The 25,221-nt window shown below is 69.8% G+C and carries 20 protein-coding genes and 1 pseudogene; 8 read left to right on the top strand and 13 right to left on the bottom strand.

What is annotated here, in order from left to right; all coding sequences use genetic code 11:
* Positions 1–2: 2 nt before the first annotated feature.
* The 6 genes from ACF08M_RS05845 to ACF08M_RS05870 form a co-directional block, all read right to left on the bottom strand.
* Entirely contained in the window at positions 3–1,031 is a 1,029-nt protein-coding gene (locus ACF08M_RS05845; RefSeq protein ID WP_392184004.1) for a polyprenyl synthetase family protein, read from the bottom strand.
* Between the two features lie 3 nt (positions 1,032–1,034).
* Complete coding sequence (locus ACF08M_RS05850; RefSeq protein ID WP_392184005.1) at positions 1,035–2,444, bottom strand: hypothetical protein; 1,410 nt, start codon at positions 2,442–2,444, stop codon at positions 1,035–1,037.
* Between the two features lie 68 nt (positions 2,445–2,512).
* On the bottom strand, positions 2,513–2,881 hold the full coding sequence (locus tag ACF08M_RS05855; protein WP_392184006.1) for a hypothetical protein: 369 nt from the start codon (positions 2,879–2,881) through the stop codon (positions 2,513–2,515).
* A gap of 51 nt (positions 2,882–2,932) precedes the next feature.
* Positions 2,933–3,868: a hypothetical protein gene (locus ACF08M_RS05860; protein WP_392184007.1), complete on the bottom strand. Its 936-nt coding sequence runs from the start codon at positions 3,866–3,868 to the stop codon at positions 2,933–2,935.
* Positions 3,869–4,112: 244 nt separating this feature from the next.
* Positions 4,113–5,402 carry a hypothetical protein gene (locus tag ACF08M_RS05865; protein ID WP_392184008.1) on the bottom strand — a complete coding sequence of 430 codons (1,290 nt, stop codon included), beginning with the start codon at positions 5,400–5,402 and terminating at the stop codon, positions 4,113–4,115.
* 165 nt (positions 5,403–5,567) lie between these two features.
* Positions 5,568–6,500: a hypothetical protein gene (locus ACF08M_RS05870; protein ID WP_392184009.1), complete on the bottom strand. Its 933-nt coding sequence runs from the start codon at positions 6,498–6,500 to the stop codon at positions 5,568–5,570.
* Positions 6,501–7,148: 648 nt separating this feature from the next.
* Between ACF08M_RS05870 and ACF08M_RS05875 the strand changes: the two genes are divergently transcribed.
* Positions 7,149–8,603 (top strand): glyceraldehyde-3-phosphate dehydrogenase, encoded by a 1,455-nt coding sequence (locus ACF08M_RS05875; RefSeq protein ID WP_392184010.1) that lies wholly within the window; start codon positions 7,149–7,151, stop codon positions 8,601–8,603.
* A 214-nt stretch (positions 8,604–8,817) separates the two neighbouring features.
* On the opposite strand, the gene fusA is transcribed toward ACF08M_RS05875, so the two are convergent.
* Positions 8,818–10,917, bottom strand: a complete 2,100-nt coding sequence (gene fusA / locus ACF08M_RS05880) for an elongation factor G (RefSeq protein WP_392184011.1) — start codon at positions 10,915–10,917, stop codon at positions 8,818–8,820.
* Between the two features lie 438 nt (positions 10,918–11,355).
* Here fusA and ACF08M_RS05885 point away from each other — a divergent pair, with 438 nt between their 5' ends.
* The gene (locus ACF08M_RS05885; RefSeq protein ID WP_392184012.1) at positions 11,356–11,988 is read left to right on the top strand and encodes a class I SAM-dependent methyltransferase; all 633 of its coding nucleotides are present in this window, start codon (positions 11,356–11,358) and stop codon (positions 11,986–11,988) included.
* Between the two features lie 38 nt (positions 11,989–12,026).
* Here ACF08M_RS05885 and ACF08M_RS05890 read toward each other — a convergent pair whose 3' ends face one another.
* Positions 12,027–12,353, bottom strand: coding sequence for a hypothetical protein (locus tag ACF08M_RS05890; RefSeq protein WP_392184013.1), 327 nt, complete (start codon positions 12,351–12,353; stop codon positions 12,027–12,029).
* Positions 12,354–12,492: 139 nt separating this feature from the next.
* A complete protein-coding gene (locus ACF08M_RS05895; RefSeq protein WP_392184465.1) occupies positions 12,493–13,374 on the bottom strand; it encodes a DUF2510 domain-containing protein in 882 nt (293 codons plus the stop codon).
* A gap of 258 nt (positions 13,375–13,632) precedes the next feature.
* Here ACF08M_RS05895 and ACF08M_RS05900 point away from each other — a divergent pair, with 258 nt between their 5' ends.
* Positions 13,633–14,412: a crotonase/enoyl-CoA hydratase family protein gene (locus ACF08M_RS05900; RefSeq protein WP_392184014.1), complete on the top strand. Its 780-nt coding sequence runs from the start codon at positions 13,633–13,635 to the stop codon at positions 14,410–14,412.
* 60 nt (positions 14,413–14,472) lie between these two features.
* Here the strand turns inward: ACF08M_RS05900 and ACF08M_RS05905 are convergent, their stop codons facing one another.
* Positions 14,473–15,270 carry a helix-turn-helix domain-containing protein gene (locus ACF08M_RS05905; protein ID WP_392184015.1) on the bottom strand — a complete coding sequence of 266 codons (798 nt, stop codon included), beginning with the start codon at positions 15,268–15,270 and terminating at the stop codon, positions 14,473–14,475.
* 73 nt (positions 15,271–15,343) lie between these two features.
* Between ACF08M_RS05905 and ACF08M_RS05910 the strand changes: the two genes are divergently transcribed.
* The 5 genes from ACF08M_RS05910 to ACF08M_RS05930 all read left to right on the top strand — a co-directional run bounded on the left by ACF08M_RS05910 (position 15,344) and on the right by ACF08M_RS05930 (position 20,520).
* Complete coding sequence (locus tag ACF08M_RS05910; RefSeq protein WP_392184016.1) at positions 15,344–16,573, top strand: MFS transporter; 1,230 nt, start codon at positions 15,344–15,346, stop codon at positions 16,571–16,573.
* A 113-nt stretch (positions 16,574–16,686) separates the two neighbouring features.
* The gene (locus ACF08M_RS05915; protein WP_392184017.1) at positions 16,687–17,421 is read left to right on the top strand and encodes a FadR/GntR family transcriptional regulator; all 735 of its coding nucleotides are present in this window, start codon (positions 16,687–16,689) and stop codon (positions 17,419–17,421) included.
* A 158-nt stretch (positions 17,422–17,579) separates the two neighbouring features.
* Positions 17,580–18,347: a (Fe-S)-binding protein gene (locus ACF08M_RS05920; protein WP_392184018.1), complete on the top strand. Its 768-nt coding sequence runs from the start codon at positions 17,580–17,582 to the stop codon at positions 18,345–18,347.
* Positions 18,344–19,891 carry a lactate utilization protein B gene (locus ACF08M_RS05925; protein ID WP_392184019.1) on the top strand — a complete coding sequence of 516 codons (1,548 nt, stop codon included), beginning with the start codon at positions 18,344–18,346 and terminating at the stop codon, positions 19,889–19,891. Before ACF08M_RS05920 ends, ACF08M_RS05925 begins: the two co-directional genes overlap by 4 nt.
* Entirely contained in the window at positions 19,888–20,520 is a 633-nt protein-coding gene (locus tag ACF08M_RS05930; RefSeq protein WP_392184020.1) for a lactate utilization protein C, read from the top strand. Before ACF08M_RS05925 ends, ACF08M_RS05930 begins: the two co-directional genes overlap by 4 nt.
* A 47-nt stretch (positions 20,521–20,567) precedes the next feature.
* Here ACF08M_RS05930 and ACF08M_RS05935 read toward each other — a convergent pair whose 3' ends face one another.
* The 3 genes and pseudogenes from ACF08M_RS05935 to ACF08M_RS05945 all read right to left on the bottom strand — a co-directional run bounded on the left by ACF08M_RS05935 (position 20,568) and on the right by ACF08M_RS05945 (position 25,078).
* Positions 20,568–22,469, bottom strand: coding sequence for a DUF2264 domain-containing protein (locus ACF08M_RS05935; protein WP_392184021.1), 1,902 nt, complete (start codon positions 22,467–22,469; stop codon positions 20,568–20,570).
* A pseudogene (locus tag ACF08M_RS05940) lies at positions 22,466–23,507 on the bottom strand (hydroxyacid dehydrogenase). Before ACF08M_RS05940 ends, ACF08M_RS05935 begins: the two are co-directional and overlap by 4 nt.
* 404 nt (positions 23,508–23,911) lie before the next feature.
* Positions 23,912–25,078, bottom strand: coding sequence for a substrate-binding domain-containing protein (locus tag ACF08M_RS05945; protein ID WP_392184022.1), 1,167 nt, complete (start codon positions 25,076–25,078; stop codon positions 23,912–23,914).
* Positions 25,079–25,221: the final 143 nt, after the last annotated feature.

Consider the following 25,221-nt stretch of genomic DNA (forward strand, 5'->3'; position numbering starts at 1 on the left):
TCTCAGGCTGCGCGGTCCACGATGTGCAGGGCCAAGTCCTCGAGGGCGTAGCGGTAGCGGCCGGCGGGGAACGGGCGAAGCAGTTCGACGGCTTCCAGTGCCTGGGAGCGTGCGTCGGCGTAGGCGCGGGAGAATCCGCTGCTGCTGCGGACTTCGGCGAGTGTGCGTTCCAGGGTGTCGGCGTCGGCGGGCTCGCCGCGCATGATGCGGCTGACCGCGTGGTGTGGTCCTCCTTCCTGCATGGCGTAGACCAGGGGCAGGGAGGCGCGGCGTCGCAGCAGGTCCATGCCGCGCGGCTTGCCGGAGAGGGACTCGTCCTGAGCGAGGTCGAACAGGTCGTCCATGACCTGCAGAGCCCGTCCGAGCCGGCGGCCGTAGAACCCGGCGCGGCGGGCGTCGCTGGTGCGCCCGCCGGCCAGTGTCACTCCGGCCTCGGCTGCCAGGCCGAACAGGGCGGCGGTCTTGCGGTCGGCGGTCTGCCAGTACGTCTGGGCCAGGTGCACCGGGTCGGCGGAGAGGTCCGTGCGTAGTTCGTCGAGTTCTCCGCAGCCGATTTGGAAGGCGGTGTCGAGGACGAGTTCGACCAGGGCCATGTCGCTGTCGCGGTCGATGGCTCCCACGAAACCGCGGATGGCTTGGACGAACTGCAGGTCGCCGACGAGCACCGCGGCTTCGGTGCCGCGGGCGGCGTTGATTGAGGGCAGGCCGCGGCGCAGTGCGGCGCCGTCCACGATGTCGTCATGGATCAGCGTGGCCACGTGCAGCATTTCCAGGGATACGGCGCCTTGGAGCACCTTGTCCGGGAGCGGCGAGGAACCGTGCACCATGCGGGCGGCCAGCAGCAGGACGGTTGGGCGTACTCGTTTGCCGTGCCGGTAGAGCGTGCGCTCAGCGTCGGTGAGGTAGTCCTGCTGCGGGGCCAGGGCCTGCTCCAGGAACGCCTCGAAGCGCGGCGCGTCGTCGGCGAGCAGGTCCGTCCACAAGGCGCCGAGGATGTCTTTGGCCGGGGCGGCCGTGCCGAGAGTGAGCACCGGTCAGGACCGCCCGTCCTGCGGGTGGAGGTATCCGGTGATACCGGTGAGGGTGGCGTAGCGGACGGTCTCGGCGACTGAGTCCTGCAGCAGGTGGCGTACGAAGCGCATGGCGGCGAGTCGTTCGCGTGCCACCTGCGCGGCGGTGCCCCGCCAGTCTTCGTCGTCGAGTGTCAGGGCGAGGTCCGGCAGTTCGACCGTCACGTCTGTTGCGGTGCCGTCCGGTGTGAGACGGGTGGTGATGCGGATGTCTTCCCACCGTGCCGTGCACGCGCCCGTATACAGGGTGTCGGTCGCCTGCGGTTCCTGTTGTGCTTCCTCGTGGTAGGCGGCAGCGCCGATTGAGTGGATGACGGCGCGGTCCTGGTCGGACAGTTCGATCCAGTCCGCCTGCTCCTCCTGCCCTTCTTGTTCTTCCTGGAGCGCTTGCGCGGCCTCCTCGCGGAATGCGGCAAGTCCGTCGTAGCGGGCCATCTCCTCGTCGGAGACGGCCGGCACGTTCCCCGAGTGCTGCTCGACGGCCGCGTAAACGTGGTCCTGGGTCATCGAGTTGACCTGTGAGCCATCGTTGCCGGTCTGCTGGACCGCCTTCGAGAAGCTCTCGATGGCCTTGGCCGCAGCTTTGAAGCGATCGGACTTGCCGTGATCCTTGTGCTTTATGCGGACGGCCTCGGTGACGAGTGTGGTGGCCAGCGTGGTCCGCTGGATCCAGGCATGCGTGTTGTACGTGACGTTCGGGCCTTCCGGGTCGTGCCAGTCGTTGACCGGGTGTTGGCCGTCGGCGGGGGCTTCCGGATCCGTGACGTCGTAGGTGTGCTGGGACATGCGCCGGGTAACTCCCCCTTTAGCCCACTCATCACGGAGGTTCTTGGACATTTCGGAGTCGCCGTTGAAGATGTCGTAGTAGGTCTCGTTGTGAGTGCCGTACTCGGTGAGGAGCTTGCGGCCGTTTTCGGTCCTCATCAGCTTGGCGCGGTGGGTGCGGGCGCGGTCGGTCCATTCGCGGACGGTGCCCTCGTCCGGGTGGGGTCCGTCCGGGCGAGCTCCGGCGGGGAGGGTGGGCTGTCGGGCCTCGTCCGCGAGCGGGCGGAGGTTTCCGGCGGTGTCAATCTGCGGGACCGCATCGGGCTGGGTGTCGAGGGCGTATCGGCCGGTGAGGACGAGGGCGGGGATGCGGTGGGTGACGCGGCGGGTGCCGCCGCAGGTCTCCTCGGCGAGGGGCTCCAGCCGTCCTTCAGGGCGTAACTGGAGCGCGCCGAGACGGAAGCTCAGTGAACCCGTGGGGTAGTCGAGGGTGTCGGGCATCTGAACGCTGCGGGCGAGAGGGTAGCCGGGGGTGTCGGCGAGGTGGAGCGTCTCGGCCTCGCCGTCGGGCCGGTCGGCGCCGGGGCTCGGGGGCTGGGGCGTGCTCAAAGGGGGTCTCCTCCAGGATCGTTCGGGCATCGGGTCGTGGCGGCGCAGGCCGGCGGTACGGGAAGGGTTCAGGGCACGGTGAGCGTGCCGCTGATCATGAGCATCCCCTCGTGGGACCCCAGTTCGGGAGAGGCCAGGTTCATGGACACGGTCTGGCCCTGGACGGTGAAGCCGGCGCCCAGCGGCTTGCTGAGCGGAATGTCGGTGCTCTGGCCTTCCAGGGCGTCCTTGATGACCTTCGGGGCCGCGAGGGCGAGCATGTAGGCGGCCGGCAGAGCCAGTTTGGCGGCATCGGACCTGGGATGCAGCGAGAGCGTGTTCAGGACGATCTTCTCCAGCGTCACGGACAAGGCCGTGTCCGTCAGGCCGGTGGCCTTGAAGGTGACGTGGGGTTCGGGCGGGTCGGGGACGACCTCGAAGTCGATCAGCGGTTCCACGGGACGTGCCTCCTGGACTCAAGGGCGGGCGCGGGGCGATGAGTGCGGCGCCTACAACACCTGGGTGGCTTTGAACAGTGCGCATCCCTTGGCCGGGGCGACAGGGAACAGGTCCACTCCCACGGACCACGGGATGTCGAAGTCCGCCGTGATCCTGGTCGGGTCGTTCGTGTAGGCCTTCACGTTGTCGGCCTTCCCGAACGCAGCCTTCCACCAGACCGAGGCGACGCCGGTCAGTGTCCTGTCGTCCTTGGCCAGCTGCTTGCCGCGCCACTGGTCGAGGGCGCCCTGCAGCAGGCGGGCCAGGAGATCCCGGCCGAGGAGGACGAACACCTGCTTGCCCGTCGGCCAGGCGGTGGCAGAACCGCCGGAAGGGCCGGCGGCCGGGGCCTGGCCAGTGCCGGCGGTCGCCGCGAGGACCAGATGGGTCCCGGTGACGTCCAGAAGCACAGGGGTAAGGGCGATCTGCTGCCCGAAGAAGTCCTGGACGGGCAGCCTCAGCCCGCTCAGCAGGCTCTTCGCCTGGTCGAGGACGTTCGGCACGATCACATGGTCGACCAGGGCCCTGGTGTACGCGTCCGGGATCTCGGACAGCCACACGCCGAGCGGGACGACAACGACGGCGCCGTCTTCGACCCTGGCCTGGACTGCAACCTTGACGTCACTGACACCCTGCGGCAGGGCGTCACCCGCAAGGGTGCCGTTCACCTGCAGTTGCGGCGCATGGAGCTGCAGGACTCCCGAGTCGGGCAGCTCCGTGATGCCCTGCGCCTTGAGCATCGTGCTCCACAGGCCGGCGTCGGGCTTCTTCAAGGTGAGTTCGGGCGGCTTCAGGAAGTCCCAGCCGAAGGTGCACCCGATGCCGTCGAAGGTCCCGGACTCGGTTCCCCGGAACACCGCACGGTGTCGGTCGTGCAGCTTCGCCAGACCCGAGTTGAGCGAGTCGGCGTGTAAGCCGATGGCAAAGTCATAGGAAGCGTCGGTCACAGCAACCCATCCAAAGGGGTGCAAGAGGTAGAAAGAATTCGATTTTCAGACATCCTCGAAACTAGAGGGAAGAGGAAGTGAACATCCCGTGCTGGGGTTTTCGCAGTGTCCCTGTGCACACAGAGTGAAGCCAGGTGTTGAGCGCACTGCGCCAGGAATGGCCGAAATGCGGGGAACTGTGAATTCCGCCGGTGCTGGGCCCGCAGCCTGAAGCGCCGGGCCCGGCACCGTTCTACGTGGCTGGCTACCGTTGAGTGACGGCCAGGTTGCCCTCGATCGCGAGTGCGTCACCGAAGCGCGCAAGGACCAGGTCCGTCGGCATGACGTCGAGGCGGACAGGGGCGACGTCGACGGGAATCGCCGGGAACGTGCCCACCTCGAACTCAACTCCGCGCAGCGCGTCTCGGACAAGGTCTCCGAACGTCGACGACAGAGCGTCGACGACCCACGAGAAGATCAGGCTGACGATGTCGTTGCGTGTGGGGACGAGCTTCAGCCCGAAGGAGGTCATGTCCACAGCAGTAGCCTTGAGCGTTGTCCCCTGCATCGCCAGAGCGAGAGTGACGGTCGGGTCGGGCTCCAGGTGAAGGTCGAAGAAGGCATCGGTGGACCCGCCCCACCACCAGTTGATGCCGGCACTGCCGCTGCCGGACACAGAGGCATGCACGAGAACAGCGGGCTGCCCGTTGTCCCACACCACCTCGCACTGGACGTGGTGGATGGAGATCGCCGCCTTGTAGTACGCACTGCCGACCCCGACGTCCTTCTGGCCACGGGCGGGAAAGGTCTTCCCCTCCAAGTACGCGGTGGCCATCTTCGTGACGCGTTCGACCGTGTCGTGCCCGAGGAGGGCGAAGAAGGGGCCTGAAGGCCAGCTGTCGGGGAAAGGGGGCTTGGGCATACCGTGCTCGGGCAGGTTCAGGGCCGCCGCAGCCTGCTGCGACCGGATGACGGGGATAGGTACCGACAGAGGCAGGCCCGGGATCTGCGGTGCGGGCAGGGCGATACCCGACAGCACCGTCCTGACCCGGTCCAGGACGTTGGGGAGCACCACCCGGTCCAGGAAGGTCCTATCGACCTTCCCCGGCGCATCAGCGGCAGCACGGAAGGGATTGAGGCTGAACAGGCCGGTGTCCGAGGCCGTGGCCTGCACCTGGACAGTCACCGCTACGTCTTCCCCCACGGGCTTGCCGTCCCCGGTGTCGACCGTGACGCGGACTTGGTTCAGCCGCACCTGGAACGTGCTCTCACTCAGTGAGTTGCGCAGCGCGGCGACGTGTTCGGTCACCTCGTCCTCGGTCATCCCGCCGTCGGCCGGCCCCGACGCGAAGCGTGCACGTAAGTCGACCTCGGAGGCCTCCGCCGGACTCAGGTCGAAAACAGGGGCCTTTTTTACGTCCCAGGAAACCGTGGCACCCACATCTTCGATGACCTGCGAACCGGTGAAGTGCTGCGGGTAGAGCTGCCGGTGGACTTCCTTGGCCACCGTGTTCACCAGGCCGACATCGGCCCCAACCATGAGATCACAATTCATGTGCCCACATTCCTGATTCTGTACGGACAGAAGTGCTGCCATGGAGCCGCATCAACAAGTACCGCCGCGGCGGCCCCAGGAACGCCGATGCGCCTTGAGCGACAAACGGAGCATGAAGCAGCAACCACGAGCCGTCCACGACCACAGGAGAATTAAGACCGTGTCCTATGTGGTTAGCCTCGAAGTTTCGTGACGGTCCGCCGACAGATTCGGTGGACCGTTTTCGTGCCGTGGGCTGAGGCTGTGCAGGCCGAGGGCCCGAGTGTCGCCTCGGGGTGGCGCCGGGTTCCACTGCTCCGGGTGTTGAGGTGCTGTCGTAGGGACGGGGAATCCGCTGGTCAGCCAGAGTCGGGCAGTTGGGTGAGCCGGTCGAGGGCTGCGGTGATGTGACCGGTCCAGGGCCGGCTCGGGCAGGACACGTACGGCAGCCGCCTCCAGCAGGCGGATCGGCTGCACGAGGGCCGCGAAGGCCCGACGCTCCTCGTCGAGGACCGTGGCGAGGCGACTCTGCAGACCATCGGCCCAGGTGGCGAGGAAGGGGTACTCGGACACGGCCTCGTTGCTCCGTGTCAGGTAGGAGTGCAGCCGACGCCAGTGCTCGTGACGTCGGGAGCGGAAGTTGCGGGCGCGGTCGTATCGCTCCCATTCTTCGTCGCGCCCGGCCGCGTCGTCGTCTTCCTCCTCGGCGTCGCCGGATTCGGCGGCGCGGGGCAGGTACTCGCCGGCGGCGAGGGCGATGGCGGCGTCACGCTCGGCCTCGAGGTCCTCCTCGTCCTTGGACTCCCGGTCGAGCCAGATGGCGAGTGAATCCACCTCGCTCACAGCGGCGCCGAGCGGCAGGATGAAGCTGTTTGTGGGCAGAGGCCACCGACAACTCGGGCAGATCCGCGCCACGGCTTCGCCGAAGGGGACGTCGATCTGGTTCACGGAGGCGGCTGACCGCAGCGTGCGGCACTCGGGGCTTCCGTGGAGCTTGCCCCTGTCTGTCGCCGAGACGTGGCAGGTGATGAGGATGTCCCGGGTCGACCCCAGGGGAACCTCAGGTGTAAAGAGGGAACCGAGCATGACATGGCGAAGCTCATCGCGAGTCGAGGACATGTCGGCAGGCTATGCGCGGGCACTGACAGCCCGCCGGTCAATCTGCCCTCTCCACCCTGCAGTGACCAGAGATGCCAGAGCGATCCTCACCGCCAGGACGGTGATCCTGGGGACCAGTTGGGGACCACACGGTACGCGCGGTGGTGCACGATGCATGCTTCCATGCACAACTTGTGCCCGGATTAAGTCTGTTATATCCAGAAAATGCCCTTGACCCTCACTCCTGGGGGTCAAGGGGTCGCAGGTTCAAATCCTGTCGTCCCGACTGTGCATTTCGCACGTCGGAGGCCGTTCTCTCATCCATGGGAGGGCGGCCTTTTCCGTACCCGCCACCGGGCTGGTGGCCGTGGGTGCCGGAGTGGTCACGGCGTTGCCGGGCGGCCGGTGGAGCCCCGGTCGACGGGGGTTTGGCGCGGGCATGGCCGGAATCGGCCTGCTTCCTGGGCGGTCGGCCGAGGGTCGCGCAGCGGGTAAATCTTGGCAGATCTGCGCAAACCGAAACGGTCTTTACGTTGCAAATCGGACCATTCTTGGCTCTGGCGTGTTCATGAGGGTCGATCGCGGCATCCCGCTCAAGTGACACCACTTGAATGATCAAAAGTGCGGGGGGTTAGCATATGAGCGCCGCCTAGCTCGAAAGATAAACCTGTGACTGTCAATGACGACTCGTTCACCAACTGGAAGAACCGCGAGGAGATCGCGGAGTCGATGATCCCCGTCATCGGGAAGCTGCACCGCGAGCGGGACGTGACGGTCCTGCTGCACAGCCGCTCCTTGGTGAACAAGTCGGTGGTCAGCATTCTCAAGATCCACCGATTCGCCCGCCAGATCGACGGCGAGGAACTCTCGGTCACCGAGACGCTGCCGTTCCTGCAGGCGCTCACCACGCTCGATCTCGGTCCTTCCCAGATCGACATCGGCATGCTCGCCGCGACGTACAAGACCGACGTCCGTGGCCTCACGGTCGAGGAGTTCACCGCCGAGGCCGTCGCCGGCGCCATGGGTGCCAACAAGATCGAGAGCCGCGAGGGGCGCGATGTCGTCCTTTACGGCTTCGGCCGCATCGGCCGCCTCGTCGCCCGACTGCTCATCGAGAAGGCCGGCTCCGGCAATGGTCTGCGGCTGCGCGCCATCGTCGTCCGCGGGGGAGGTGGCCGGGCCGTCGAGGATCTCGTCAAGCGCGCCTCGCTGCTGCGCCGCGACTCGATCCACGGCCAGTTCCAGGGCACGATCACCGTCGACGAGGCGAGCAGCACGATCGTCGCCAATGGCAACGAGATCAAGGTGATCTACGCCAACGATCCGTCGGAGGTCGACTACACGGCGTACGGCATCAAGGACGCCATCCTCATTGACAACACCGGCAAGTGGCGCGACCGCGAAGGCCTGTCGAAGCACCTGCGCCCCGGTATCGACAAGGTCGTCCTGACGGCTCCGGGCAAGGGCGATGTTCCCAACATCGTGCACGGCGTCAACCACGAGACGATCAAGCCGGATGAGCAGATCCTGTCCTGCGCCTCCTGCACCACCAACGCAATCGTCCCGCCGCTGAAGGCGATGGCGGACGAGTACGGCGTGCTGCGCGGGCACGTGGAGACCGTCCACTCGTTCACCAACGACCAGAACCTGCTGGACAACTACCACAAGGCCGACCGGCGCGGCCGTTCGGCGCCGCTCAACATGGTCATCACGGAGACGGGTGCCGCCTCCGCCGTCGCCAAGGCGCTGCCCGAGCTCAAGGCGCCGATCACCGGCAGCTCGATCCGTGTCCCCGTGCCGGACGTCTCGATCGCGATTCTCAGCCTGCGGCTCGGCCGCGAGGCCGACCGCGAGGAGGTCCTCGACTACCTCCGCAATGTGTCCCTGACCTCGCCGCTCAAGCGCCAGATCGACTTCACCACCGCCCCGGACGCGGTGTCGAGCGACTTCATCGGCTCGCGGCATGCCTCGATCGTCGATGCCGGCGCCACCAAGGTCGAGGGTGACAACGCCATCCTCTACCTGTGGTACGACAACGAGTTCGGCTACTCCTGCCAGGTCATTCGCGTCGTCCAGCACGTGTCCGGCGTGGAGTACCCGACCTACCCGGTTCCGCTGGTCTGATCCCGGCGACCCTCCGGTCCGGTGCCCCGGCAGGCGGGGCACCGGTGGGGCGGCGACCGGTCCCGATGGCATCCGGTCGCCCTCCCGAGAACATCGCGGAGCGGGGCGGCCCCGTGGGAACGCCGTGGCCGGAGTGCGGCCCGCGCACGTCATCGGCAGGTGCGAAGCGGCCGGGTCGGCCCCGCCCGCGTACGGACGGGGCCGACCCCGGGGTCTACCGGTCCGGTGTCCCCCGGGGCACCGTGCTCGGCACCGGGGCATACCCGGTGGCCCGGGTGGTGAAGGTCCCCCGGCCCCGGGTCCGGCTGCGCAGCCTGGTCGCGTAGCCGAACAACTCCGCCAGAGGCACGGTCGCCGTGATCACCGACGTACCGGTCCGCGCGGTCGAGCCGGAGACCCGTCCGCGCCGTGCCGCCAGATCGCCGAGCACCCCGCCCACGGCGTCGTCGGGCACGACGACAGTGACCTCCACCACCGGTTCCAGCAGCACCATCGCGCTGTTGCGCAGTGCCTCACGGAGCGCGAGCCGGCCGGCCGTGCGGAACGCCATCTCCGAGGAGTCCTTGGAGTGGGTCGCCCCGTCGGTCAGCGTGACCCGCAGCCCGGTCACCGGGTGGCCGCCGAGCGGACCCTCGGCCAGGGCATCCCGGCAGCCGGACTCGACGGCCCGGACGTACTCCTGCGGCACCCGGCCCCCGACGACGACCGACCGGAACACGAAGCCCACCGTGTCGCCGGAGTCGTCGTCACCAGGAGCCCGCAGCGGCTCCGTGTCCAGGACGACGTGAGCGAACTGGCCGGCACCGCCGTCCTGCTTGACATGCCGGTACACCAGTCCGGACACGCCGCGGACGACCGTCTCCCGGTAGGCCACCTGCGGACGGCCGACGCCGACCTCCAGCCCGTTGGCACGGCGGATCTTCTCCACCGCGACCTCCAGATGCAGTTCCCCCATTCCCGACAGCACCGTCTGGCCGGTCTCGGCGTCGGACCGGACCGTCAGAGACGGGTCCTCCTCGACCAGCCGCGCCAGCGCGGACACCAACCGGTCGGTGTCGGCGCTTCTGCGGGCCTCCACCGCCACGGAGACGACCGGGTCGGCGGCGGAAGGCGGTTCGAGAACCAGGGGTGACGCGGGCGCGCACAGAGTTGCCCCGGCACGTGCCGCCTTGATCCCGATCACCGCGACGATGTCCCCGGCCGCGGCATGGTCCACGTCCGCGTGCCGGTCGGCCCGGACCCGCAGGATCCGGCCGACCCGCTCGTTGCGCCGCGCGCCCACGTCCAGCACCGCGTCCCCCTTCCGAATCGTCCCCGAGTACACACGCAGGTAGGTCAGCCGTCCCGTGGCGGTCGAGTTCACCTTGAACACCAGGGCGGCGAACGGCGCAGCCGGGTCGGCGGGCCGCTCCTGCTCGGTGCCGTCCAGGGTGCCGCGTACCGCCGGCACATCCAGCGGCGAGGGCAGATAGGCCACGACGGCCTCCAGCAGCGGCTCGATTCCGCGGTTGCGGTAGGCCGATCCGCACACCACCACAACGCCCTCACCGGTACGGGTCAGGTCGCGCAGCGCGGTGGCCAGCGTCCGGGCGGAGACCGCCGACTCCGTGCAGAACTCCTCCAACGCCGCCGGATGGAGCTCCGCCACGGTCTCCTCCAGCACCCGACGCCGCCGGTGCGCCTCATCCCGCAGGTCGTCCGGGACCGGCCCCTCCTCGAACGTGCCGCGGCCATCGGCCCAGACCAGCGACCGCATGCGCAGCAGATCCACCACCCCGGTGAACCCGTCCTCCTTCCCGATCGGCAGCTGCACCACCAGGGGGACCGTGCGCAGCCTCTCCCGTATCGACGCGACCGCCGAGTCGAGGTCGGCACCGGCGCGGTCCAGCTTGTTGACGAAGGCGATCCGGGGAACCCCGTGCCGGTCGGCCTGCCGCCACACCGACTCGCTCTGCGGCTCGACTCCCGCGACGGCGTCGAACACCGCGACCGCACCGTCGAGCACCCGCAGCGAGCGCTCCACCTCGGCCGAGAAGTCGACGTGGCCGGGGGTGTCGATCAGGTTGATCCGGTGCCCGTTCCAGTCACAACTCACCGCAGCGGCAAAGATGGTGATCCCCCGATCCCGTTCCTGGGGGTCGAAGTCGGTGACGGTCGTTCCGTCATGGACCTCGCCCCGCTTGTGGGTGGTGCCGGTGAGATAGAGGATCCGTTCGGTGACGGTGGTCTTGCCGGCGTCGACGTGGGCGAGGATGCCCAGGTTGCGAACGCCGGTCAGCGGACTGGTCGGATGACGGTGCAGTTCGGTACGCACGGCCCATGGCCTTTCGAGGTGATCCGGATGCGGGTCGGCGCGATTTCCGGACGAACCGGCCTGCGGCCGGGCCACGCAGAAACCCCTGTTGCGGCGCACCGCGTCGGCACACAGCCGTTCCGGTGTCCCGACACCGGCGGAAAAGAGGTCAGTTGTCCGTCACGGACATCCGGTACCGGCCGCGCAGCGGGCACCGGGCGCACGAAGACACCAGGATCACCTCGTACCGTGACTGGGGGACGACAACGGCGGTGCGGTAACGCATGGCCGGTCTCCCCTCGCTCGTCACGGTGCGCACCGCGATGTTGTCGCGGTGCGCGTTTCGTGGCGAGTGTAGTGAGCCCGGTGCGGCACGGTCACCGGAATTTCCGCCCGGGGCCGTGGCGCATGATGAAACGATCCCGGGAAGCCGCCGGGGCGACGGAAGGAAACGCATCGATGGACGAAGGCCAGAGCCTCCCCGCCGCAACCGTGTTCGACGCGCTGGGTGCCGAGTACGAGCGGGCGTTCGCCGACTCGGCCACCCACCACGCCTCGCTGCGTTGGCTGTTGGAGCACCTCGCGCCGTGCAGCCGGGTCCTGGATGTGGGCTGCGGTACGGGCCGGCCGACCGCGCGGACCCTTGCCGACGCCGGTCATGACGTGCTGGGCGTCGATGTTTCGCCCGTCATGGTGGATCTGGCGGTCCGACAGGTACCCCGAGCGTCCTTCGAGTGCGCCGATATTCGCGGACTACCGTTGGAGGAACGGAGTTTCGACGCGATCTGCCTGTACTTCTCGTTGCTTCAGATGTCCCGCGACGACCAGTCCGGGCTCCTGCGGAAGCTGGGGCGGCTGCTGGTCCCCGGAGGTCACCTGGTCGTCGCGACGGTTCCGCTGGACGTCGAGGACGTCGACGTCGTCTTCATGGGACAGAAGGTACGGGCGACCAGTTTCGGGGCCGATGAGTTCACCCGGCTCGTCGCCGGGGCAGGGTTCACGGTCCTGTGGGAACAGAGCGGCCTGTTCACTCCGGCCCACGAAGGAGCCTCGGCCGAGCCCCAGTTGTTCCTGCACTGCCGACGGGCCTGACATCGGGGGTTCCCCGGTGCGTCGGGCCCGTCGCTTCCTCAGCGCTCGCGCGGCAGCACCACGGGCCCGCGCGGGCGGCGTACTCCGGGGTACCGTCGCACAAGAGATCCCGGGTGCCTGCACACGTTCAGCGGCCCCTGCCACGTGCGCAGCGCCTGCCTGCCGCACCTGCGCCACTGTGCGGGCGAGACGGGTACGGGCTGCGCGCCCCTGGTGACCATCGCGTTGACCGGCGTCATCGGGTCCGTCGCCATGGCTTTGGCCAGCAACACGCCGATCACCAGCGGAGCCAAGGTCACGGCCAGGGCCGTACCGGCTGTGGCGACATGCTGCATGCGGGGGCGGTGCGGTGCGTCAGGAGCCATGGTGGTCATTCGATCAGCCACGGCCCGCCGCGGGATGGGACGACGTACTCAGTTCGGTCGTCCGCTCCTACTCACCCCTTCCGTGCCCGCACAGCGGTGCATGACGCCGGCCCGTCCGCCCCGGCCGTCCGCCGTGGTCCTATGCGGAGGTGCCGGGACCGGAGCCCGCTCCCGACGCGGCCTTGATGCCCTCGGTGATGTCGTCCATGACCGAAAGTTCCGGAGCCTTGGAGTTGATGTCGAAGCCCGAACGTACGACGATCAGCGTGTCCTTGGCATGGGGGGACGGGAAGGCCAGCGACTGGACGTACCCGTCGTCGCCGCTCTTCGTCACCACCTTCCAGCGCACCAGATAGCCCTGTTCACCGGCCACGGTGACCGGCCCGGACTTGAGTTGCTGATGCGAGGTGATGCCTCCGTAGATCTTCTCGCCGTAGGACTCCTCGGCGTTCGAGGAGATGTCCTTCGTCGCCGTGGCCTTCGCCGTTGTGGTGTCGAGCTTCAGGACCTTCGCCGGCATGGAGAAGACCCCGCCGCGCACGCACTTCTCGGACGTGTTGCCGGGGCAGGCGTAATCGCCCGTGGTCACTCCGGCGCCGGCGATCCCCGAGCTGCCCGTCCAGCCGTCGGGCACCGGGAGACTGATGCCGCTGGCCAGATCCGTGGCGTAGCCGTCCTCGGCCTGCGGCAGTTGTCGCTCGGGTGCCCCGTTCTCGCCGCCGCCCCCGCGGCCGCCGCCTCCCGGCGCTCCCGGCCCGCGGCCGGGCGCATCGGACGGCGCGGTGGCCGCGTTCTCCTTCGGCCCGCCGGATTGGTCCGACAGCAGGAAGAGGCCGCCCCCGATGGCGGCGAGCACCACCACACCGGCGGTGATGCCGATGCCGATGCGCAGCCGGCGACGCCGGATCGCGGCGGGTGGTACGCGGATGTGGTCGGTCCACTGGTTGCCGTCCCACCAGCGCTCGTGAAGGGGGCCGATTCCTGTATGCCCGGGGTCTGGATGCCAACCGGGCGGGCTCATCTGGGTCACGTGGCCCACCGTAGAACGGTTGCGTGAGAATCAGATGAATCAGGGCCCCGCCCGGGTGAAGGCCGCTACCGCCCGCGTCGCCCCGCGGACGGGGCGAAGGTCTCCGGCGCCTCCCTCGCGACCGCGCGCGTGCCAGGCCGGCCGGACACGAGGTTGCGAAGTCGGTGCGCTTCGTGGGCACCATCCTGTGTTCCCCGGTTGGAAGAACCCTCCGCCGGGCCCTGCGCGACCCCCTGTGGGAGGCGGACGATGAGCGAGAAACCCGCAGTACGGATCGAGCGCGACGGCCCCGTATGCACCGTGATCCTCAGCCGGCCGGAGGTCCGCAACGCGGTGGACGGCCCGACGGCCGGTCAACTGGCCGATGCCTTCCGCGAGTTCGATGCCGATCCCGATGCGGCGGTCGCCGTTCTGTGGGGCGAGGGCGGTACGTTCTGTGCGGGTGCCGACCTGAAGGGCATTGGTACGGAACGCGGCAACAGGGTCCTGGCCGGGGGTGATGGGCCGATGGGGCCGACCCGTATGAGCCTGAGCAAGCCCGTCATCGCGGCGGTCTCGGGGCACGCGGTGGCCGGGGGGCTGGAGTTGGCCCTCTGGTGTGATCTGCGGGTGGCCGAGGACGATGCGGTGTTCGGGGTGTACTGCCGCCGCTGGGGAGTCCCGCTGGTCGACGGCGGGACCGTACGGTTGCCACGGCTGATCGGTGAGAGCCGGGCCATGGACATGATCCTCACCGGGCGCCCTGTCCCGGCCCCGGAGGCGCACGCCATGGGGCTCGCCAACCGGGTCGTCCCATCCGGCGAAGCACGCCGCGCGGCGGAGCGGCTCGCCCGGGAGATCGCCGCGTTCCCGCAGCTGTGCCTGCGCCATGACCGGCTCTCGGTGCGCGAGCAGCACGGTCTGAGCGAGCCGGACGCCCTGGCCGCGGAGTACCGGCACGGCCTGGTGCCCCTCACCGCGGGAGAGACGCAGGCCGGTGCCGACCGCTTCGGCAGCGGTGCGGGCCGCCACGGGTCCTTCGCCGACTGAACGGGGAGCGGACATGTCTCCGTACCGTCGAGGCGGACGGAGCATGCCGCCGCCGGGTTGTCACGTACGGGGACCGGAGGCGTCGGGGCCGGCGAAATACGCCGACGGGGTCGTGCCCAGCGCCCGGCGGAACATCGCCGTGAAAGCGCTCGGCGTCGAATATCCGAGACCGAGCGCGACCGCCGTGACCGGTGTGTTCCTGGCGAGCAGGGTGACCGCGTGGATGATCCTCGCCTGCTGCACCCAACGCGCCAGGCTCAGCCCGGTGGCGGCGGCGAACCTGCGTTGCAGGCTGCGTCGGCTCATGTGCGCATGGGTGGCGGCGTCCTCCGTCGACCACGGCAGGCCCGGGTGCTCGCGGATCGCCTCGCAGAGCCCGGCCAGCTCCGGATCGGCGGGAGCCGGCAGGTGCAGCGCCGGGACGGGCCGCGGCGCGAGCTGGAGCAGCAGCAATTCCATGACCTTGCCGTCCCGGCCCGCTCGCTCGTACTCCACGGGCAGCCGCGTCGCCTCGTCGATGAGTTCCCGCAGCAGCGGGGAGACGGAGACGACGGTCGGGTCCGCGGGCAGGTGCCAGTCCGGCTGCGCCTCGATGTACAGGGTGCGCATGGCGACCGCTCCCGCGCAGGTCATCGCATGGGTGAGACCCGGTGGAACCCAGACGCCGCGGGTGGCGGGAACCACCCACATTCCGTGGCCGGTGGCTACGGTGATGGCGCCGGTCGTGCCGTAGATCAGCTGAGCCCGCCGGTGTTCGTGGGGCGGGATGTAATGGCCGTCGGGCAGGTCACGGGCCATCGCCGCGACGGGCCTGGGCACGTCCTGGTAGTCGTCACGTAGTTCGCTCTTGCCGTACATTGGCGCACTCTCGACAGGTGTTGGCGCAACAACGAAAGTATGCCAGTACGAGGTCGGCCTAGCGTCGGGCCATGTGATCGAAACAGACCTCGCCCCCGGCCCGGAACGCGCCACCGGCCGGCGCCTGACCGCGCTGCTCGCGGCCACCAGCGCCGTCACCGCAGCGAACGTGTACCTCAACCAGCCGCTGATGGGGGCCGCGGCCGCCTCGTTCGGAGTCGTAACCGATGCGCTCGGGGCCGTGCCCACCGCCACCCAGCTCGGCTATGCGGCGGGCATTCTGCTGCTTGTTCCCGCGGGTGACAGCCATGACCGGCGCCGGCTCATCCTGGGACTCGGGGGCGCCTCGGCGCTGGCGCTGGCCGCCTGTGCGCTGGCGCCCTCGGTGTGGTGGCTGATCGGGTCGGGCTTCGCCGTCGGGCTGTTGTCCCCGGTGCCTCAGCTGGTCACACCGCTCGCCGTCGCACTCGCGGACCGCGGGGCTCCGGGCGTCGGCCGGGGACGGATCGTCGGCATCGTGCAGGCCGGTCTGCTGACCGGGGTGCTGGCCTCCCGTGCCTACGCCGGAGCCATGAGCGACCTGCTCGGGTGGCGGGCCGTGTACGGCTGCTCGTGCGTGCTGACGCTGCTCCTGATGCTGGTGCTGCGACGCGCGCTGCCGCACGTCCCGTCGGGCGGCGGCAGCGGACGGGCGGCCGGCGGTGCCGGCTACCGGGCCACGCTCGTCTCGTTGCCGCGGCTCTTCGCGTCGCAGCCCTTGATCCGCAGGATCACTCTCTCCGGCGCCCTGGTCGGGATCGCGTTCGGTGCGTTCTGGACCGCGCTGACGTTCCTGCTGGAGAAGAAGTACGGCTTCGGGCCGACCGGGATCGGGCTCTTCGGTCTCGTGGCGGCGGCCAGTGCTCTGGCCTCGCCCCACGCGGGGAGGCTGGCCGACCGGCTCGGCCACCGGGGCGCGCTGGCCGCGCTGATCGGCCTGGTCGTCATCGGGTGGCTGCTGCTCCTGCCCGGGGGCGGCGGGCTCGGCTGGATCGTCGCGGGGGTGGTCGTGCTGGACGTGGGGGTCTGGGGGAGTCAGGCCGCCAGTCAGACGGCCCTGTTCGCGCTCGACCCCGCCGTCCACAGCAGGCTCAACACCTTGTACTTCACGTTCCGCTTCCTGGGTATCGCCCTGGGCTCGCTGGCCGGAACGCTTGCCTGGGCGCACAGCGGCTGGTCCGCGGTGGCACTCATCGGAATGCTCACGACCGCGGCCGGACTGATCGTCGCCGTGTTCCCGGTGGGCCGACGGTCCGGGCGGTGAGCCCGGTGACGCCAGATCTTTGGTCCGACCATATGTGATGTGTGACATAGTTGGAGATCAGGCGGCAGACGCGACGGCAACCGGACGATTCCGGCCGAGGCAGGGGGTGAGGGATGCCCGTCGAGTGGCAACCCGTACGGCAGTCACGTACGCATGAACTCGTGCTCCAGAGCATCGAGGAGCGGGTGTTCGCCGGAGAGCTCAGGGCCGGTGACCGGTTGCCGCCCGAGCGTGAGCTGGCGCCGGTTCTCGGTGTCAGCCGGTCCGCGCTGCGTGAGGCGCTGAGAGTGCTGGAGACCATCGGTGTGCTCGTGGCCCAGCCGGGCCGGGGGCCGGATGCCGGGGCGCGCATCGTGCGCAATCCGGACGATGCCCTCGGGAGGCTGCTGCGTCTGCACTTCGCGCTCGGCAGCTACAGCCTCCAGGACGTACTGGAAGCGCGCGTCGTGCTGGAGAGATCCAGCTTCGAAGCGGCCGCGCGGCATGCCTCGACGGAGGATTTCGACGAGGCGGAGGCCCTTGTCCTGCGGATGGGGGAGCCGGATGTGGGCGTGCCCGAGTTCAACGACCTGGACACCCGCTTCCATGTGCACATCGCCCGAAGCTCCGGCAATGAACTGACCTCCACGCTCACCTCCGCCGTACGCGAGTCGGTGCGTCCGTTGATCCTGCGAGCCCTGGAGGAGGCCGAGGACTGGCCGGCCACGGCCGCCGCGCTCAACGCGGAACACGCGCAGCTCCTGCGACTGGTCCGTGCGGGCAGGGGTACGAGCGCCGCCGACCTGGTGGAGCGGCACATCCGCAGCCTCCACGGCACCCTGGTCGACGAGAAGTCCGACCGGCGGTAGGGGATTCCCGGCTGCGTGTGCGAGTCCGGCCGGGCGGCGTGATTGTCAGGTGCATGACCTTCAGTAAGTACTACTCCAGGCGTGCCGCATCCTTCACGTTCCGGACCGAGGCTAGTATGGTCGGACCATAAAGATCCGAAACGATTCGGAGAGACCTCATGCGCATCGGACTCTTCGCCACCTGTCTGGGAGACACGCTCTTCCCCGAGGCGGTGAAATCGACCGCGGTCCTGCTCGCCCGCCTGGGCCATGACGTGGTGTTCCCGCCGGGGCAGACCTGCTGCGGCCAGATGCACGTCAACACCGGCTACCAGCGCGAACCCGTGCCCCTGGTGCGCAACTTCGCCGAGCAGTTCGGTGACGCTTCGATCGACGCCGTCGTCATGCCGTCGGGGTCGTGCGCGGGCTCGGTCCGTCATCAGCACGAGATCGTCGCAGAACGGTACGGCGACGCGGCGCTGCGCGCGGGGGTCGCCACCGTCAAGGCCAAGACGTACGAGCTGTCGGAGCTCCTCATCGACGTACTGAACGTCACCGAGGTCGGCGCGTACTTCCCGCACCGTGTGACATACCACCCCACCTGTCACTCCCTGCGCATGCTCCGGGTCGGTGAGAAGCCGTTGAAGCTGCTCCGTGCCGTCGACTCCATCGACCTCGTCGAGCTTCCCGAGGCCGACGCCTGCTGTGGCTTCGGCGGCACCTTCGCCGTCAAGAACGCCGAGACGTCGACGGCGATGCTTCAGGACAAGATGCGCAACATCGCCACCACCGGGGCCGATGTCTGCACCGCCGGCGACTCGTCCTGTCTGATGCACATCGGCGGCGGGCTCTCCCGGATCGCCTCGGGCACCCGCACCCTGCACCTCGCGCAGATCCTCTCCTCCACCCGCACCTCGCCGTACGCCCCGACGGAGGCCGTCCGATGAGCAGCACCTTCCTCGGAATGCCGGCCGCCCCGCCCCGTTCCCCGTACGGAACCGGCAATCTGCGCGGTGACCGGAGCTTTCCCGCGGCCGCCCACGACGAACTCCGCAATGAGCAGCTGCGCCGCAATCTCGGCCGGGCCACCCACACGATCCGCGCCAAACGTCTGAACGTCACGGGTGAACTGCCCGACTGGGAGGAGCTGCGCGACGCCGGGTCGGCCATCAAGACCGACACCATGAACCGCCTCCCCGAACTGCTGGAACAGCTGGAGCGGAAGGTCACCGAGCGCGGCGGAACCGTCCACTGGGCGCGCGACGGTGTCGAGGCCAACGAGATCGTGACCCGGCTGGTCAAGGCGACGGGCAGCAGCGACGTCATCAAGGTCAAGTCGATGGCCACCCAGGAGATCGGCCTCAACGAGCACCTCGAATCGGTCGGCATCACCCCGTACGAGACGGACCTCGCCGAACTGATCGTCCAGCTCGCGCACGACAGGCCCTCGCACATCCTGGTGCCCGCGATCCACCGCAACCGCGACGAGATCCGGCAGATCTTCCTCAAGGAGATCCCGGGCGTGGACCCGGGCCTCGACAACGTACCCGCCCATCTCGCCGCCGCGGCCCGAGCCTATCTGCGCGAGAAGTTCATGACGACGAAGGTGGCGGTCTCCGGGGCCAACTTCGGTATCGCCGAGACCGGCACCCTGGCCGTCGTCGAGTCCGAGGGCAACGGCCGCATGTGCCTGACCCTGCCCGACACCCTGATCACCGTCATGGGCATCGAGAAGGTGCTGCCGCGCTATCAGGACCTGGAAGTCTTCCTGCAGTTGCTGCCGCGCTCGTCCACCGGCGAGCGGATGAACCCGTACACCTCGATGTGGACCGGGGTGACGCCCGGCGACGGGCCGCAGGACTTCCATCTGGTGCTGCTCGACAACGGACGCACCGCGGCGCTCGCCGACCGGATCGGCCGCGAGGCGCTCAACTGCATCCGCTGCTCGGCCTGCCTCAACGTCTGCCCGGTGTACGAACGGGCCGGTGGCCATGCGTACGGATCGACGTACCCGGGACCGATCGGCGCGGTCCTCACTCCGCAGCTCGCCGGGATGCACGCGGCCAAGGACGACCCCAACAGCTCGCTGCCGTACGCCTCCAGCCTCTGCGGTGCCTGCTTCGACGCCTGTCCGGTCAAGATCGACATCCCGTCTCTGCTGGTCGAGCTCCGCCACCAGCACACCGAGCAGTCCGGTATGACGGCGGAGAAGCTGGCCATGAAATCCGCGGCCACCGTCATGAAGAGGCCGAAGCTGTTCGCCACCGCACAGAAGGGGGCGGTGATCGGCCGGATCATCGCGGGGCGGGACGGGAAGATCTCGCATCTGCCGCCGCCGTTCGACGGCTGGAGCGACAGCCGCGACACCGCCGCCCCGCCGAAGCAGTCCTTCCGCGCGTGGCTGGCCTCGGACGAGGGTGCCGCGACCATGCGGGCCGCTGGCGACGCGTACCGGAAGAACCGGAAGAAGAAGGCGGAGGGGGAGAAGTGACGACCGCTCGTGAAACGGTGCTCGGCAGGATCAAGGACGCCCTGGCCCTGGCCCCAGCCCCGGACACCACCGTCCCCCGCGCCTACCGCACCGGCCGCACCCTTTCCGACGGCGAACGCCTGGCCCTGTTCACCGACCGGCTCGTCGACTACAAGGCACACGTGCACACCTGTACCGCCGACGGCACGGCCGCGGTCGTCGCCCGGGTGCTGCGGGAACGCGGCGCCCGGCGGATCGGTGTGCCGGCCGGACTCGACACGGCGTGGCTCGGCGCGTACGACGGGGAGGTCCGTCAGGACGGCGCCGACATCCCGGCACCCCGGCTCGACGAACTGGACGGCGTCGTCACCGCCTCGGCCGTCAGCTGCGCCGAGACCGGCACGATCTTCCTGGACGGCTCGCCCGACCAGGGGCGCCGGGCCCTCTCCCTCGTCCCCGATCTGCATGTGTGTGTCGTCGATCTGTCGACGGTCGAGGTCGGGGTGCCGGAGGCGGTGGCCCGGCTGGTGCCGGAGCGGCCGACCACGCTGATCAGCGGCCCCTCGGCCACCTCCGACATCGAGCTGGAACGGGTCGAGGGTGTGCACGGCCCGCGCACGCTGGCTGTCGTGATCCGGACGGACGCGTAGCGGGAGGGGCGGGGTTGCGCGGCCTCCCGACCGCGCAATCCCGGTGCTCACCCGTGTGTGACCGTCACCGGCTCGAAGCCGATACGTGTCGTCGTCGCGTCCCGCGCCCAGCGGACCTCCACCGTGTCCCCGTCCACATCCACCCCGCTCACCACCGCGTCGAGCGGCGCCGCGTCGGGCTCCGCGGTCAACGAGGCGAGTGCCACCAGTACCACCGTGCCCTGCGCGTGCGCGGACAGCCGGGGCACCTCCGCCCAGCGCGTGTACGCCGTTCCCTGCGGGGCCCGTACTGCGTCCCGCGACTCCCAGCCGTGCAGGCCGTGCAGCGCGGAGGTCAGCGTGTCGTCCCGGCCGGTCGCCCAGCCCGTCTGCTCCACCCGGGCGCCGGCCGGTGCGCCGAGCACCCGGTGCACCCGCAGCTCGTACCGGCCACGCACCACGGTGACGCTCTCCACCCGCATCCCCGGCACCATCGGCGAACCGGACGTGAACACCGGACGGTGCCAGGACGCGGCCCAGCCCCACCCGTCACCGCTCCCGGCGCCCAGCGGACGGATGACGCGGCGACCGCTGCGCGCCCCGGCGACGACCACGGCCAGATGGTTGTCCGCCGCGTTGGCCGCCGAGGTGGGGCCGGTCACCGTGGAGTACGACTGACGGCTGTACAGCGGATCGTCCGCGCCCCCCGACTCGCCCTCGTGCGGGCGCACATGGTCGCTGCCGTGGTTGTGCAGCCGTACGATCCCGTCCGCCCGGGTGGACTGGACGAGCAGCCCGGGCGCGGGCAGCGCGAGCACTCGGTCGGGGCCCTCGCTCGGTGCGGGCCCCTCGGTCGCGGTCCACAGCGGATGGCCGTCCGGGGCGAGCAGCGAGACGAAGGCCTTGGACGCCCAGTACGGGGACGCGGGGGCCGAGTAGTTCTGCAGTGTCGCCTCGTGCGGACCGTGCCAGCCCAGGCTCAGCAGCCCGTCCGTGCCCGTCGCACCGCGGTCCAGGAAGTAGCGCAGCGATCCGTTGATCACCCGGCGCGAGGCGCCGGGCGTGAGCGGGGTGTGCCCGGTGACGGCACCGATCGCGACCGACGAGGCGGCGGCGAAACGGTAGGTCAGGGACCGGCCGAAGTGGATCGGAGCACCGTCGCCGCCGAACAGCAGCGAGTAGCCCTCCAGGTGCTCGCGCAGCCGGGCGCCGTAGTGTGCGGACAGCCCGGCGTCGCCCGACAGATGAGCGTCCAGTACGGGATAGAGGTGCAGCGCCCAGCCGTTGTAGTGGTCGAAGGCGCGGCCGTCGCCGTCCGCGTACCAGCCGTCTCCGCGGTACCACCCCTCCAGCAGTTCGAGCGCGCGCTCCTTCGCCCGCGCGGTCTCGGAGTCGCCCCGGCCCACGGACTCCAGGAACGCGGCCACGGAGTAGGGGAACAGGTACCAGTTGTTGGGCGAGGGGACGTGCCGCAGCGCGCCGCGCAGCCACTCCTCGGCGCGGTCCCGCACCCCGGAGTCCAGGCGGTCCCAGAGCCACGGCCGGGTGAGCCGCAATCCGATGGCGACCGACGCGGACTCGACCATGGGCTGGCCGAAGACCGTGTGGTCGCGGATCAGCGGCCACGACTCGGTATCCTCCCGGCCCGGGGTGAGGGTGCCGGCCGTGAGCCCGTCCGCGTACCGGCCGAGCCAGCCGTGCGGGTCCTTGCCGTCCGCGCCCGCCACCCGGAAGGCGGCGGCGAGGAATGTGCGCGCGTACCCCTCCAGACCGTCGGAGCGCACACCGGACGCGGAGGGCCTGCCCGGCAGGTCCAGCAGCGCGCCACCCGGAGTGGCCCACTTCCAGGCGGCCTTGAGCAGCCCGTCGGCCACGGCCTCCCAGTGCGCACGGGTGAAGCCGGTGTGCGGGCTCAGCACCCGGTCTTCGGCGGGGAGTTCGAGGGGCGAATCCAGATGGGGTGCGGTCATGCGAGGAATGCCAGCCTTTCACGTCGTACCGGATGGGCGAATCCGTCGCCCGCGGCCCAGCGGCCGGCCTCGCCGACCGCCAGATCGACCAGTCGCCGCAACTCGTTGCCCTGGGAGCCGGCGAGGTGCGGGGTGATCCATGCGTTGTCGCACTCCCAGAGAGGGTGCGCGGCGGGAAGTGTGTCGGGTTCCGTGACGTCGAGGATCGCCCGGATCCGGTTCTGCCGGAGTACGTCGGTGAGCGCGTCCTGGTCGATGACGGCGCCCCGCGAGGTGTTGATGAGCACGCCGTCCGGACGCATCGAGGTGAGCAGTTCCCGGCTGACGAGGCCGCGGGTGGCCGGCAGCAGCGGGGTGTGGATGCTCACCACGTCGCTGTGCGCGAACAGTTCACTGAGGCCGACGGACCGGGTGCCGAGTGCGGCGGCCTCCGCCTCGGTGACGTACGGGTCGTGGAGCAGCACCGGCAGGTCGTACGGCCGCAGCAGTTCGATGACGCGCCGGCCGATCAGCGAGGCGGACAGGATCCCGACGGTGCGGCCGTAGTTCCCGACCTCGGCCGGGAGGGCGAGCCAGTTGTCGCGGCGGCGTTCCGCCCGGTAGCCGTGGGCTCGCTCCAGCGCCCGCTTGCCGGAGAGGAGGATCACCGCGACGGTGTACTCCGCCACAGGCAGGGCGTTGGCGGCGGCTGCCGACGACACCTCGATGCCGCGTTCCCAGCAGGCCTCGGTGATGTGCCCGCGGATGGAGCCCGCGGTGTGGACGACGGCGCGCAGGCGCGGTGCGGTGGTCAGGACGGCCGCGTCGAGCGGCGGACAGCCCCAGCCGGTGACCAGGACCTCCGCGTCCGCCAGTAAGACGCGGGCCCGGTCGGTGGTGAAGTCGTCGAGCACAGGCAGGGGGGGCGAGGTCGTACACCTCGCCGAGCGAGGCCAGGGACCGGGCGTCGAGGAGCGCGGCCGCGGCGTCCGGCTTCATGGCGACGGCGGCGCGTGGCCGATTCGGGGTGACGGGTGAGGTGCGGGGGGTGCTGGACATCTCTCTCCTGGTACGGGGTGGGGGTGGTGGCCCGGCTGCTGGACGGCGCTCGCCCCGAGTCCCGAATTCCGGAGATGCCGGAGGTGGGCAGAGGTGAGGACCGGCGGCAGGACCGCGAGCAGTGAACCCGTGATCACGACGGGGTGGCACTCGGGGGAGACGGTGGCGGCGTTGTTCCGGGCGCAGAGTCCGGGGCCGACCGGATACAGGTGCTGGTCGGAGGATGTCGCCCTGGGCAGGAAGGGGCGGATCCGGGTCGCGGTCGTGGCGAGCGCGGATCGACGGCTCCGTCGACCGGGCATGTATGCCTCCCGCGGCTCCTGATTCGGGTCACGGGAAATCCTGATCGGCTGATCGATATTGGTCAATAGATCGATCAGGAGAGAATCAAAGCGGTCAAACGATCATTTCGCGGTGGGGCTCCATGCCTGCGCGGATCCGCGCACCTTGAGTGTGGGCAGCAGCTGTGTCCGCTGCACCGGACCGCTCGCGCCGGTGGCTCCGGACAGCCGGTGGAGCAGCAACTCGGCGGCGGCCCGCCCGATCTCCGCCTTCGGTGGAGCCACCGCCGTCAGCGGGGTGCTGCCGAGGGCCGCCACCACGTCGTCGTAGGCCACCACCGAGCAGTCGCGCGGCACCTCGATTCCGCTCTCCGCCAGCTGCTGCGCCAGCATCAGCGCGTCCACGTCGCCGTGCAGCACGGCCGCCGTGGCGCCCCGCTTCCTCAGCAGGGCGGCGAGGTCGAGAGGGGCGCGGGCGTCGGCTGCGGGGGCGGTCGGGGCGTCGGATTCCGCAACGGGAGATCCGGGTCCGGGGCCGGGTACCGCCTCCGGAGAACTGAGCACCACCGACCAGTCCTCCACTTCCGGACGGGCCGCGGCGATCTCGGCGAACGCGGCGCGGATGGTGCGCGCGGTCGGGCTGTCGTCACGGGCGGCCAGCACGATACGCCGATGTCCCAGCGACACCAGATGCTCCACGGCCAGATACGTTCCGTACCAGTGATCGGAGCAGACCGAATCCAGGGCGTGCAGTGCGCTGCCCGGCCGGGGCCGGCGTTCCATCAGCACGGTCGGCACCCCCACGTCCGCGAGCCAGCCGTAGTCCAGCTCTTCCGAGCGCGCATTGCGCCAGCGCGGCGCGATCAGCAGCCCGCGCGCCCCGTCCGCCAGTGCCCGTTCCACCAGCGGACGTTCGGCGTCGGCCGACTGGTGCGCGATGTGCAGCGCGATCCGCATCCCGGACTCCTCCAGGGCGGTCCGGGCGCCGTGCAGGGTTTCGTACAGGTACGAATGCCGGTCGGGCACGACGAGGGCGATCGCGCCGCCGTCCCCGGCGGGCTCGGCGCTCGGCCGTGCCGGGACGACGACGGGGGGCTGTGCCTCTCCCGCCGGCCGGACCACGCCGTGTCCGCGCCGCAGCCGTCCTGCCCGGGCCAGTTCCTCGACGTCCCGCCGGATCGTGACCACCGAGACGTCCAGCTCGGCTGCGAGCACACTGACCTTGACGGCGCCGCGCGACTCCACCACCGACAGGATTCGCTGTCGTCTGAGATCCACCGGCTCCCGCATCGCTGTTGGTCCCCTCGCCGTACCGCCGCGCGTTGTGCGTTTGAACGCTTCCTGTGAGCGTTTGGGTCGCAGCATAGCGACCGTGCCTCTGCTGTCCATGCGCGTGGACCGCCCCGTGCGCCCCACCGATCCCAGGAGGCACC

The organism is Streptomyces sp. NPDC015032, from assembly GCF_043080425.1.
GTDB lineage: Bacteria > Actinomycetota > Actinomycetes > Streptomycetales > Streptomycetaceae > Streptomyces.